Annotated in this window: 8 protein-coding genes; 4 read left to right on the forward strand and 4 right to left on the reverse strand. The window is 50.5% G+C overall.

All coding sequences use genetic code 11. The annotated features are described in order from the left end of the window. The first annotated feature begins 123 nt into the window (after window positions 1-123). The 3 genes from ACQ9LF_RS04355 (at window position 124) to ACQ9LF_RS04365 (ending at window position 3,137) form a co-directional block, all read left to right on the forward strand. Window positions 124-1,353: an aminotransferase class I/II-fold pyridoxal phosphate-dependent enzyme gene (locus tag ACQ9LF_RS04355; protein WP_462488149.1), complete on the forward strand. Its 1,230-nt coding sequence runs from the start codon at window positions 124-126 to the stop codon at window positions 1,351-1,353. A 454-nt stretch (window positions 1,354-1,807) separates the two neighbouring features. Further along, complete coding sequence (locus ACQ9LF_RS04360) at window positions 1,808-2,371, forward strand: hypothetical protein (RefSeq protein ID WP_462488150.1); 564 nt, start codon at window positions 1,808-1,810, stop codon at window positions 2,369-2,371. Between the two features lie 199 nt (window positions 2,372-2,570). Then, window positions 2,571-3,137: an InlB B-repeat-containing protein gene (locus ACQ9LF_RS04365; RefSeq protein WP_462488151.1), complete on the forward strand. Its 567-nt coding sequence runs from the start codon at window positions 2,571-2,573 to the stop codon at window positions 3,135-3,137. Window positions 3,138-3,271: 134 nt separating this feature from the next. On the opposite strand, the gene ACQ9LF_RS04370 is transcribed toward ACQ9LF_RS04365, so the two are convergent. The 3 genes from ACQ9LF_RS04370 to ACQ9LF_RS04380 form a co-directional block, all read right to left on the reverse strand. Beyond that, window positions 3,272-3,589: a co-chaperone GroES gene (locus ACQ9LF_RS04370; protein WP_462488246.1), complete on the reverse strand. Its 318-nt coding sequence runs from the start codon at window positions 3,587-3,589 to the stop codon at window positions 3,272-3,274. A gap of 18 nt (window positions 3,590-3,607) precedes the next feature. Beyond that, window positions 3,608-6,004, reverse strand: a complete 2,397-nt coding sequence (gene topA / locus ACQ9LF_RS04375) for a type I DNA topoisomerase (protein ID WP_462488152.1) — start codon at window positions 6,002-6,004, stop codon at window positions 3,608-3,610. Window positions 6,005-6,915: 911 nt separating this feature from the next. Next, window positions 6,916-7,242, reverse strand: a complete 327-nt coding sequence (locus ACQ9LF_RS04380) for a hypothetical protein (protein ID WP_462488153.1) — start codon at window positions 7,240-7,242, stop codon at window positions 6,916-6,918. A 680-nt stretch (window positions 7,243-7,922) separates the two neighbouring features. Between ACQ9LF_RS04380 and ACQ9LF_RS04385 the strand changes: the two genes are divergently transcribed. Next, a complete protein-coding gene (locus ACQ9LF_RS04385; protein ID WP_462488154.1) occupies window positions 7,923-10,868 on the forward strand; it encodes an autotransporter outer membrane beta-barrel domain-containing protein in 2,946 nt (981 codons plus the stop codon). Window positions 10,869-10,949: 81 nt separating this feature from the next. Here the strand turns inward: ACQ9LF_RS04385 and ACQ9LF_RS04390 are convergent, their stop codons facing one another. Then, window positions 10,950-12,821, reverse strand: coding sequence for a phosphoenolpyruvate carboxykinase (GTP) (locus ACQ9LF_RS04390; protein ID WP_462488155.1), 1,872 nt, complete (start codon window positions 12,819-12,821; stop codon window positions 10,950-10,952). Between the last annotated feature and the right edge of the window lie 68 nt (window positions 12,822-12,889).

Raw genomic sequence — 12,889 nt, forward strand, 5'->3', positions numbered from 1 at the left:
AATTGCCCCTGTAATCTGCGGGTTTAGTTTTTGCGAATCGCGTCGGAATATTTTTGAAACTTGACCGGCCTGCCGATAAACTATATACCCTGAATTTAAATAATCGAATGGACTGAGGTTAAAATGAGTGATTTTGAAATTGTACCAGCGGATCGGGTCAAGCGCCTTCCACCCTATTTATTTGGCAGGCTTAACGCCCTTAAGCACAAGAAGCGGCAGGCAGATATCGACATTATCGACCTGGGGATGGGAAATCCCATGGACGGCGCCCCGCAGCGGGTCGTGGAAAAGCTCTGCGAAGCCGCCAGAGACCCTCGCAATCAGCGATACAGTGCCTCCAAAGGTATCTATAACCTCCGACGGGAAATGGCTTTAAAGTATGCCCGCAAGTGGAATGTCGAGCTGGATCCCGAAACTGAAGTGCTGGCCACCATCGGCTCCAAAGAAGGCTTCAGCCACATGTGCCTGGCGATGCTCGGCCCCGGCGACACAGCTATTGTTGCCGACCCGGCCTTCCCGATCCACATCTATGGGGTAGCCCTGGCCGGTGCCAATGTTATCTCGGTCCCGCTGGGCAACGACCAGAAGTTTCTGGACACGATTGCACTGGTATGCGAACGGCTTTTCCCGAAACCCAAGCTGCTGATTCTCAATTACCCCCATAATCCCACGGCCATGACTGTGGACCCTGGTTTTTTTGAAGGTGTTGTAGAATTGGCCAGGCGATTTAAATTTGCCGTGATTCACGACTTTGCGTATGGAGAAACCCTCTTTGACGGCTATAAAGCACCCAGTTTCCTATCCACAAAAGGGGCTAAAGACGTTGGAGTTGAGTTTACGACTCTCAGTAAACCGTATAGTATGGCCGGATTCCGGATTGGTTTTGTCGCAGGTAATAAGACAATGGTCGAAGCACTGGCTACCATTAAAGGATATTATGACTACGGAATTTTCCAGGCTATTCAGATTGCCAGTATTATCGCCATGCGGGAATGCGATGATTTTATTGTGCAGCAAAACGCGAAATATCAGGCTCGCAGGGATGTCGTCTGCGAGGGTCTGAAAAAAATGGGCTGGCAGGTTGATATTCCGAGGGCTTCGATGTTCGTCTGGACACGCTATCCGGTTGAACAGTCCAAAGGCAAAGGCAGCATAGATTTTGCAATGGACCTTATGGAGTACGCCAATGTCTCCATTGCGCCGGGAAGGGCGTTTGGTGAAAACGGAGAGTACTGTATGCGGATCGCACTTGTCGAGAATGAGCACCGTCTTCGCCAGGCGCTCCGAAATATCAGTCGATTTGTCCAAGGCAAACCGGTTCCTGGGGCTAAGACTCCGCCGGCAGGCCAATAATATCTGATAAATCCTGTCATGATGACGAAAATTAGGTATTTTTACCTATTTTATTGAAAACGCCGTTTTTGATGCTAATAAGGCGAATATTTACAGTTTTTTTTCTTGACTGGAAACGGCTTATTTGGTTTAATACGCTTAAATCAATAGCGTGAAGAGAGCTATACAGCAGTGAATCTTTGAAAAGTTAAATCTATTCAAGGATGAATGTCTTTTCTCTTTGTCAGCAGATGAGGGTCATTCAGATCAGGGGATAAGTCTTTCACAAGGATCGTGAATATTAATAATGCGTGTGTCAGCCTGTGTGGGCTGTTATTTGTGTGATGTGTGTGTTAAGTGTGTTGTGTTGTGGCAAATCGTGTAGTATTTGTGGTGTAAAATGTGTAAAAAGGGCTTTTCTCGTTGAAAAGTCTCAAGCAGTTTATCAATGCTGATAAACTCAGAAAGAGAGGAAATGATGAAGAAACTGATGGTATCTCTTGCGGTGATTGCGTTTTGCGCAATGAGCTTGCAGGCAGTCGCTCTGCCGGCGTATAGCTCACAGGTCCAGCAGATTACAACGACCTTCTCCCCCGTTTATGGAACCGGTTCTGCTGAAGTGACCAGTACGGTGTATGCTGCTACTGGAGGTGGGTATATTTATGCCTACGAAATCAAAAATGCCACGAATACCTTTAGCTGGTTTTCAGTGGCCCTTTTGCCGGGTGCGGTTGTGACTGGTACCGGGTATGATGCTGGCACCAATGATCCCACTTCGTGGACCACGGTTGGTGTCCCTGCGACCAGTGTTGAAGGTCTGTTTGCAATTCAGATTGCCCCCGGCGTGGATTCCTCGGTTGTCTGGTTCACCAGCCCTGGTGCTCCGACACGGGATCTGGGTTCATTGACAGGTTTGGGAACCAAGGGTACATTTAACTACCTCGAAGGCGGCATTCTGACTCCCATTCCGGAACCGATGACGATGGTTCTGCTGGGTGCTGGCTGGCTGGCTCTGCGTACTTGCGGCCGCAAGCGCTAATTTAGCATTTTTTGAAGAGTACGACATTATTTCCCCCCCCCCTAAAGGGGGGGAAATAATCACATTAATGACAATGAGGTCATTAAACAGAGGGTTTTTATTCTCACCTTTGTATCCTCACAGGATGTGAATCAAAGCGACAAGAGCGAGGCGGGCAAGAAAAGTTGGTTAAAATGTAACTTATCCGGGGGGATAATTTATGATGAGTGTACAGATGAAATACTATTGCCCGTATGCAGTAATTGTATGCTTGATGTTTGTGAGTCTGGGCTTATCGGCTTTTGCAGTAGATGACACGGGGTATGCGTTGTTGCTGCAATCCAGTCCTGTCGATGGCGGAAGAGTCTCGCCAGGCAATGGAGTCCATCGAGTCCAGATCGGCGATCAGGTCAAAGTGGTGGCAGTACCCAGCACCGGGTATCGGTTTTTGTATTGGATTGGGGATGTCGGTGAAGTTGGTACTGCTCAGACCTTCGTTCGTATGGATAGCCCCAAGCTGGTAGTAGCCGTGTTCGAGCGTGAGCAATTTGACAAGCTGCCAGAAGTCGGGATTGTGGGCGGCGCATCGTCCAACAACGGAGGATTGATTAAGTCCCCATCTTCGCCGTCTGCTTCGCCAGTCAGCACCTCCGGTTATCGCGGCGATGTGGATGTGACCTATGTCATTGAAGACGACGATGACAACAACATTCCTGAACCTGCAACCTTTCTGCTTCTTGCGTTAGGCGCAGCGGCGACACGGATCCGTTGCAAAAGGCAATCATAGAGCGTCTTTTATGTTTATTTTGCATTAGCGCTGGAGGAGAGGTGTTGTTGAATATGGCCAAGGGTGTGATGACCTTGGCCATATTCGTTTTATGGCCGCTCTGCGAACCCTATCAATCTGAGGAATCGCCGTGTTTATTTTTGTTTGCGAAATACGGCGACGACATTCTCCACTTCGACCACAAACAGCCGGTTATCACCTTCGAAATCCACCGGAATGGCGCCCTTGGGGTTAAATAATACCTTGTCATATTGTCGCAGCGGATATTCGCTGGACATTTCCACTTCTGCAGAGACCGCGACAATTCGCCCGGTGATAGTGGGAATTTCGATATTGTCCGGCAGTTGAATCCCGCCTTTGGTCTGCTTTTTATCCTCATCCTTGCGAATCAGGACACGTTTGCCGATAGGTTCGACGATTTCGAATAGTTCTTTTGCTGCAGCGTCGTTCATATCAGGTTCTGCCATATACTACTCAGATAAAGGTTGCGTATCTGTTTTTGCCGTTTTTTTTCTGGCGGTCTTTTTGGTATCATCCCCGCCGCCGAGTATGTCTTTAGCCTGCTGTTCATCTCTGGGAGGCCACTGGCCTTTGCTCTGTAAGTCTTTGAGCATATCGAGCTTGTCCATTTTGACGATTGTCCGGCATCGCGGGAATTTATTGCATCCCAAAAACGGTCCGCGTTTGCTCTGGCGGATAACCAATTCTCCCTTGCCGCATTTGTGACAGGTGACGCCGGTCGGCTGGGCCGGAGGCTTGGGCGGCAGAGGCTGACCCTGTTTATCAAGGCGAACGATGGTTTTACAGGTCGGATAATCCGAACAGCCCAAAAACGTGCCAAAACGGCCGCGTTTCTGCACCAGCGGTTTGCCACAGTTGGGGCAGGGATGCTCCGTGGTCGTTTCCTGCACCATTTTGCCTTCATTATCGCAGGGACAGGCAAATTTGCAGTCGGGATATTTGGAACAGCTTAAGAAGCGACCGTTTTTGCCGAAACGATAAACCATGGGTTGCCCGCACTGGGGACACTGGTATTCGCTGGGCTGGGTCTCAGCCTTGGCGTGGACCATTTCTTTTTTGGCGTTTTCGAGACTGTCACAGAAGGGTGTATAAAATTCCTTCAGGACGTTGACCCAGTCGAGATGTTGATCTTCGATCTTGTCAAGCTGCTCTTCCATGTGGCGGGTGAAGGCGATATCCATCACCTGCGGGAAAAATTCATCCAGTTTGTCTGTGACAATCTCGCCAATTTGTGTCGCGTAGAATTTCTTATCCTTCTTTTCCACGTACTGACGTTCCTGAATCGTGGAAATGATGGAGGCATATGTGCTGGGACGTCCGATTCCTTCTTTTTCAAGGGCCTTAACCAGAGACGCTTCGGTATAGCGGGCCGGCGGCTTGGTGAAATGCTGCTGGGCATCGATCCAGACGGCAGAGACCGCCTGGCCGATGGTCATTTCTGGCAGAACCGGCTCTTCGGTGGCGGTGGACCATATTTTTGTGAAGCCATCAAACACCTGCACACGTCCCGAGGCACGATAGACGCAGGGGCCGATGGCTGTTTTGGCCATGATTTCGGCTCGCGTCGTGTCCCACTGGGCCGCTGCCATCTGGCAGGCCACAAACCGTCGCCAGATCAAGTCGTAGAGTTTGAACTGGTCATCGGTCAGAAATTGCCGGATATCATCCGGTGTCAAATCCGGATCGGTCGGTCGGATGGCTTCGTGAGCTTGCTGAGCATCCCTGGATGATGAAAAGAAATTCGGCTTTTCCGGCAGATAATTCTTCCCATATTGATGTTCAATAAAATGCCGTACGGACTGAATCGCCTCATATGACAAATGGGTGCTGTCAGTACGCATATAGGTAATCAGACCCAGGGCGCCCATCGTTCCCAGGTCAATACCTTCGTAGAGCTGCTGTGCGAGCATCATGGTTTTGGAGGCTGAAAAGCCGAGCCGATTGGCTGCCGCCTGCTGCAATGTGGATGTAATAAAGGGGGCCCCCGGACGAGACTGAACCCGGTTGGTTGTCAGGCTGTCGATGGTAAAAGCGGCGCCCTGCAAAGCCTCAAGGACGGCTTTGGCCTGTGTTTCATTGTCTGCATGAAACGGTTTGCCATTGACACTATGCAGTTCGGCCTTGAAAGCGTCGTGCTTTGCCAGCCAGGCATTTTGCTGGGCCTGGACCGGCGGGTTCTCCGGATCACTGCCCAGAAAGGCCTTCCACTGAACAGATAAATCGGTTTGTGATTTGGTCGAAAAGATTGCGGGAATCAGCCAGTATTCTTTGGGTTCAAAGGAGCGAATCTCCCGTTCTCGCTGGACGATCAGTTTGACGGCGACGGACTGGACACGACCGGCGGAAAGTCCTTTGGCAACCTTTTTCCAGAGCAAAGGACTGATCTGATAGCCCACGATGCGGTCCAGAATACGTCGAGCCTGCTGGGCCATGACACGGTGCATGTCCAATTTACCGGGACTGGAGAAGGCTTTCTGGATGTCGTTTTTGGTAATCGCGTTAAAGACGACCCGGAATGTGTTTTCATCCTTGAGTCCCAGGACTTCGGCCAGATGCCAGGCGATGGCTTCCCCTTCGCGGTCCAAGTCGGTTGCCAGATACACAGTCGAGCATTTTTTGGCCTCCGCCTTCAGTGCAGCGACCGTTTTTTTACGTCCGGGGGCGATTTCATAGGTCGGCTCAAAATTGTGTTCCAGATCGACATTGAGGCCTTTGGAGGGTAAATCCCGAATATGTCCCATGGAGGCCTTGACCACAAAATCAGGGCCGAGGTATTTATTGATCGTTTTGGCTTTGGCGGGTGATTCCACAATCACCAGCGACTTATCTTTAGCTGTTTTTGCCATTTTTACACAATCTAAATTATTTGGATACGGCGTATCAATATTAATATAAAAATCTATAATACAAAGAGTTATGTTTTAAAAAATGGGCCATTGGTCAGCCGGTTCCGGCATTTTGAAAATAGCCGGATACACTCTATCCGGATTTCTTTTGCCGTGGCTAAACCTGACGAACCATACAGACGCCGAATCAGGCTGTCAAGGTAAAAATCGCTTATGTCTGGAAAAAACCTTGGTTTATGCGGGATCGAACCTGTGCAATCAACGATGAAATTGCTTTTGATCTTCCGATATTGCCAGGCCAGATAAATAACTCAGCTGCCAGGGCTTCAAGCAGGTCAACGAGGAAGTCAGGATCAGATGGATGGCTCCTGTAGCTCACTATCCCCCTCCAGGCTCCTTTATTGCAATAGACAATAAAAGGGGAGAGCGTACGGCTCTCCCTTTTTCAGAATGGCTCTTCTCGTATCCGTTTTAGCGTCGTCGCTGGTCGCCTAAGGATTACGATCTGCCTTGTGTGTCAGCACTCAAGATTCAGCGATTCGGGAGTCAGCTAAAATAGCCTTTTGGGTTATTGATTAAGAGCCATTGTATGTCATTGCTTGAGTTTGTTTTTCCCTGGATGTTTCTACGGAATGTATCGGCCAGCGGTTTGAAAAAGATTTAATAAAAAGACAGCAAAAATGAAAAAAAAAGACCGCCTGCGGCTTAGAAGGAGGAAGAAGCCGGGGAGGCTTCTCAGGGCTACAACCACAGGCGGCAGAAGGAGCTTAATCGTATGCTATCAGATTGGACCTTTCATGTCAAGGGGGCAATGGGAATTATTGATATAACTTTAAGAGAGATTAGATGTCTTTTTTAGGGAAAACAGAGGGCGTCGCCCTGTGTTTGGGATGTGGGGGGAATTTACAACATTAAACCGTACTTTTGCTGCCTATCGTTTCCGCCTGCCAGATTTTGCAGGGATTGTACAGCAAATACAGGCTTGTGCAAAGCCATGTGAATTGGACGTAATAATCCAGAGCCTCGGGGTCCGCCATAAGCCATCTTTCCAGGCGGTGGATATAGCGTGTTTCGAGGTCGCCGTCATGCATTCGTAGAATGAGCTGGCCGAGGCGAATCCAGTGAGGATTTTCAACAGCATGCTGGTCTGATGATAAGAGGTCCTGGCCGGGATCCCCACCTTTAAACGATTCGTCGAGTGATTTCAAAAACTCTTTTTCAAGTTCATTTGGGTCCACAATTTGCATCCTTTATCCGGGATAGCCCGAATCCGCTTCCTTTTGATAGCGGCAGCTTATGCTGCTGGCATCCGTTTGTCAAACAATCTATCAAGAATGTTTTTTGCTGAACAGCTTATTCTGTTCCTGCTCAGAGGGAAGCGGTACTCAGCCTCATCTCAGGCTGCGGTATCGATTATCCTATTGACAATTTCGACTGATTCGCAAAGATTGTTTAAGGTAAGTTTGATATTTTGCAGAATGAGGGCTGTGCGGCATTACATACACAAGGGCTGGAATGTCGCCTGGTGTTTCATGTCTTCCGATCGTTGGCAAGATTCAGGACCGAGGTTCGTTGGTACTATCACTCAAACAGGGTGATCATTATTTTGATCATGTCTATGCCAGAGGCTTGAGTAGGCCTCAGCCACAACCGATGTTGTGCTGAACACGACCGATTTGCAATTCAGTATTTTGAAGATTGTCTGTCGTTTTTGCCGATAGTGTTTGTAATGTTTTGATGATACTCGCCGGTTCGCCAATTTTCTGAAACGTTGTTGTATTTGCAACGGTATTTGTGCCGGAATTGCGAGCATATAGTCATTTGAAACGAGTCGCATTAACACATTGCATTATCAATACTGATAATGCGATATGTTGGATGTCAGGTTACCAGATTTGTGTTGAAAGGGATTGTAAGTATGAGACAGCGATGGATTGTGTTAGGCGTGATGGGGTTTGTTCTTACGGCTGGGGTGTGGTCGGAACCTTTTGAAATGGAGTATGATCCGCAGGAAGGAGGGTTGTGGGCCTGGGTCAAGCTGGGGACGATGGTTAACGGGTGGTGTGATTATGATGGAAAAGTCAATGCCGAACAGACCTATACCGATGACGGCAGGACTATCTTTTATGGCTGGACCGACGCGGATGTAGCTCGTCTGGGCGGGGGGGCCGTTCGGGCGGTTGCTGCCAAATATTACCATGATTTTAATCCGCCGTTTGAAGATATGCATCTGGCGGACCAGGGAGGGTCGATGGGGATGATGTCGGAAGTCTCCAAGCCGTTCACGGTGGTATCAGATCGGTTGCCCCAGGGTGCCAGCACGCTGTGTACCATCAACGTTACCTATGATGGCTTGATTCTACTTCGCGAGCAGCAGCCGGGGGAATATTCTTCGGGCCAGATCGATTTTTCTGCTTGGCTGATCAGTGCCTATGATGAAGACGGGGAAGTGCCCGTGGTGACCACGGCGGGAGAAACCTTCAGTTTTATCGGTCAGCTTCGTATCGAAGATTATCTGGCCGAAGACGGAGTCACCCATACCTATACGGCGGTTGGAGATATGGCGCCGGAAATCTGCGTTAATCTGGATGCCGAAGAGCTGGGTGAAGATCCGGATCAGAATTACTGGTATCAGGATAACGGTCGTCATGTGACGATTGCCGTGATTGACCCGGAGCATCCGGATCAGTTTGAAGTGTTGCAGGGACATCTGGATGCGATACCCCAGGCTATTCAGGATTCCATTTCCAATAATCCGCAATACAGCCATACTCAGAACCGCATTTATTATATTGTATTCAGCAAGACAACAACCTTTCATGCCACAGTGGGAAAAACCTACTGGTTCAGTATGGAGATGCAATCTGCGGCCCAGAGCTCTCTTGGGGCCGCGGGTGGCTGGGATGGCAATGAGACGTTTGTGGTGTGTGACTTTTCCAATACGGCAGCCTATGCAATGACAGCGAATGGAGCTCGTGTGTTAACACTGATTGATGTTGTGGATGACGACGTCCTGGGCGACGGAGATGCTGAGATTGATGGAGCGGTGCTGCGTTGGTCGGATGATGTTGCACTGCCCAATGCCATTGAATTGCTCAATGGACATCAGGTCACCATGGATACCAACGGCTATGAAGGTTCCGTGGGGGCTATCAGCGGCACAGGCGGACTGCTCAAGACCGGTGCAGGCACACTGACGCTTGATGAAGACTGCACATTCACGGGCGATACCCGTGTGAAAGACGGCGGACTGGTGATTAACGGTGCGTTTGTCAGTGACGTTCTGGTGGAAGGGGGATGGCTGGGTGGCGTTGGTGTTCTGGACAGTGATCTGACCGTGTCCGGCGGTTCTGTCCGTCCGGGTAATTCCATCGGAACATTAACAGTGGATCATTTCAAGCTGGATGGCGGAACACTGGAAATCGAACTCGATGATGCCGGTGCTGCCGACAAAATTGCCGCTACGACCGCCGAGCTGATTCGCGGTACGGTCAAAGCGGTTCCTACAGAAGTGATTACGGCTCAGCGGGATTATACCATTATTCAGACCTCCGATGGGATTGAAGGTGACCCTGCGAATCTGAAGGAGGCCATTTCCGATCGGTCTTTCCTGTTGGACTTTGATTTATCGCTGTCAGGAGACGGCAAGAATGTAATTCTGACCACTCAAATGGATCGCGATTTTTCAGAGGCGTCCGGGACCGGAAGCAATGGCAACATGGGACAGATTGCCGGGATTCTGCAACAGGCGGCCAACGCCGGGCAGGGTGGGGCGGAAATGACGCAGCTGCAGCAATTGGATGAGAATAGTCTGAATCAGGTGATGGAGCAAATGCAGCCTCAGGGATACCAGGGGGCCAGTCAGGTTTTAGGACAGCAAATGGGCACGGTCCATGGTTCCACGCAGGGGCGCATCAGTACGGTTCAATTGGCATCACGTCAATCGAAAAAGGGAATATGGGATTATGCCCTTGCGGATGTCAGCAACGGTCAATTGGGAGAAGCTATGCGAGCCTCTGCGAATTTGCCGCAGATGAGTGAAGGACGCTGGATGGGTTACTCCCGGACCCTGAATGACTGGGGGCAGGTGGATGGCAGCCGTGGGGCCAAAGGATACCGATGGGAAACTCATGGTGTGGACGTGGGTGCCGAAACCTTGGTTCATGAGAATTTCATGCTGGGCACCAGTATTGCGGCTCTGTGGAGTGGTGTCAATGGTTTTGAAGGGAGTGGTCATTCCGACATTACCTCTGTTTATGGAAACCTGTACGGAAGCTGGTTTACGGACACCTGGCATATGGATTCAGGGCTGTCTTACGGTCATGCCTGGACTCAAACACGCCGGCCGATTATTCCTCTGGGATTGAGGGCTAAAGGGGACTATGAATCCGACATATACAGCCTGTTTGTCGGCGGGGGTTTATTTTATGATGTCTATGGCTATGACGTGGAGCCGTTTGTGGTTTATCATTATACACTGCGTTCCGATGGGGGCTGCAAAGAAAGCGGTGCCGGAACCTTGAATCTGGATGTGCATCGCAATGATACAGACAGCCTGCGGCAAACGCTGGGTGTGCGGGTCAGTCGGATGTTTACCCTTGAGAACGGAACACATCTGCGCCCCTTTGTTTCGGCGGCATGGGATTATGAATTTTTGAATGACCAGATGGCCGGCAGCGTCAGCCTGCTGGGATCGACCTATACGAATTCGGGTCTTCAGATTGATCGCAACAGCGGCGTTTTTGCCGGCGGGCTGGACTGGTATCTCAAGTCCAATATCAGCCTGTTTGCGGATTACACGATGACAGTGAACAGTGACCTGCTGTCGCATACCCTCAATGGCGGATTGCGAATTACGTTCTGAGGTGATTTAAATCGCAAACCAAAATAAAAAAGGCTGGAATGCCACCTGGCGTTCCAGCCTTTTTTTAATCCTCATTCCGGTTTATTTCAGATCCATCGGGTTGATGGTATCGCCGTAGTGGGCCCTTGCGGTTTCAAGACGCTTGCGAATGGCTGCAAAGGTGTCATAGACAATCTTGGGCGTATCGGAGACCTTGGCTTTATAGATGGCTTCGACGCGGTCATACTTGGCGATCAGGTTCGGGATACGAATCGTAAATTGTTTGATATAAGCATCCTGGGTGTAATCGATGTTCAATTTGCTCTTAAACAGCGGGACAAGATCGTCATATTTGGGAATCCAGCCGGTCGGGGTCTTGAGAGCAGTGACGTCGTTATGTATCCGCAATTCGGCCCACAGCACCCAGACCATCTTATCGAGCTTGCCGTTGAGGAACTTGCCGTTCTCATCCCGCAGGAAGTAATTGACTGAGAAAATCAGCGGCGGATTTTTTACCCCTTTGGCAAAGTCCAGGTTATTCTGGATGTATTTGCCCAGCGGGATGGAGACAAAATCCTGATTGGCCATAATATTGAATGTCCGCACGCCCTGTTTGCCCAGGGTTGCGGCGGTGGTTTCGGATTCAATTGAGGCACCCTTGGCGATAATGCCTTCGGTCCAGTCAAAGGCCTGCTCGACGGGGACAAGTGTGTCGCTGTCGCGTCCGCCGTAGATGATGCCGCCCACGGGTACCCCGTCGGGATTGTCGGCCTGTTTGTCGAGATTGGCCAGCGCTGACAGGCGAATCGTATAGCGGGCGTTTTTGTGAGCCGGCGGTAACGGTTTGCCTTCGGCGTCGGTTTTGCCCTTATGCCAGGGGCCGTTGAAGCTGTCGCCCTCGTCGGGCATCTCACGGCCCATGCCAGGCCAGTAAGGCATCCCGTCTTTGACCAGGACGTTGCCGAAGATCACTTCGCCCGGGGTGGTCAGGGCTTGGTAAATCACCGGGTCGTCTTTGGCGTTGACGTCTTCGATGATGCCGAAAATACCCTGTTCGACATTGGCGGTATACATGACGCCGTTACGTTTGCGGAGATAGGCAATGTCGTCGCCGATGATGGTTTGTCCGGGAAGCATGGCTGTGGAGGTCTTGCCGCAGGCCGAGGGAAATGCACCGGTGAAATAGGTTGTGCGGCCGTGAGGACCTTTGACCCCCATAATGAACATGTGTTCGGCCAGCCAGCCTTCTTTGCTGGCTTTCTGGATAGCCAGACGCAAAGCCAGCTTCTTAAGACCGACGGTGTTGCCGGCGTACTGGGTGTTGACCGAATAAACCATATTGTCGGTCAGGTCGATATAAACGCGGCGCTGCTGCCAGTTTTTGCTGCAGCCGTTTTCGTCGAGCTCACCTTCACTGTGCAGGAAGCGGAAGAAGTCCTCGGTCGGCTTGAGTTTTTTAAATTGTTCATAACCGGGGCGATACAGAATACTTTCGCTGTGAGCGACGTAGGGGGAGTCTGTAATCTGGATGCAGGAGATAGAGAAATCGGAGCCAGTGGGGCACAGGCACCAGAAACAGACCAGCATTTTCCGCCCCTTCATCGACCCTTTCAGGAAGCCCTTGACTTCCGACAGGCCGCCTTCGCGTTCGATGGAATTGAGGCTTTCGCCCAGATCCATACCCTTGGGCAGGAGGTAACGTGTGCTGAATGTATCGCGTCCCTGGTCGTTGAGGCCATCGAAGTGGTAGGTATGACCAGGGGTTTTCAGGGGCTTTTCGCCGCCGGACAAGGCCCACTTTCGAATCGTGGCTATATCGTCATCGCTGTCCGTGAAGACGACGACTTCGGCCGGTTCGGTCAATTCAATGGCCTCGGCCACGAAAGCGTGCATCTTCGGGTTGGCAATGGCCGTCAGTCGGGCATAATTGTCCGCGGAAAGCTTCTGTTGTAAAAATCCAGCTACATTTTCCACTTGGTTTCTCCTGCATTAAGGATTCCTTTTACAGTAGACACAAAATCCGCGACATTGTAGTAAATCGG

It is taken from the genome of Anaeroglomus insulsum, assembly GCF_050689095.1.
Taxonomy (GTDB): domain Bacteria; phylum Planctomycetota; class Phycisphaerae; order Sedimentisphaerales; family Anaerohalosphaeraceae; genus Anaeroglomus; species Anaeroglomus insulsum.

Coding starts and splice junctions, on each gene's coding strand:
- ACQ9LF_RS04365 (WP_462488151.1), top strand. CDS start 2,571: ATGATGAGTGTACAGATGAAATACTATTGCCCGTATGCAGTAATTGTA.
- topA (WP_462488152.1), bottom strand. CDS start 6,004: ATGGCAAAAACAGCTAAAGATAAGTCGCTGGTGATTGTGGAATCACCC.
- ACQ9LF_RS04385 (WP_462488154.1), top strand. CDS start 7,923: ATGAGACAGCGATGGATTGTGTTAGGCGTGATGGGGTTTGTTCTTACG.
- ACQ9LF_RS04355 (WP_462488149.1), top strand. CDS start 124: ATGAGTGATTTTGAAATTGTACCAGCGGATCGGGTCAAGCGCCTTCCA.
- ACQ9LF_RS04370 (WP_462488246.1), bottom strand. CDS start 3,589: ATGAACGACGCTGCAGCAAAAGAACTATTCGAAATCGTCGAACCTATC.
- ACQ9LF_RS04360 (WP_462488150.1), top strand. CDS start 1,808: ATGATGAAGAAACTGATGGTATCTCTTGCGGTGATTGCGTTTTGCGCA.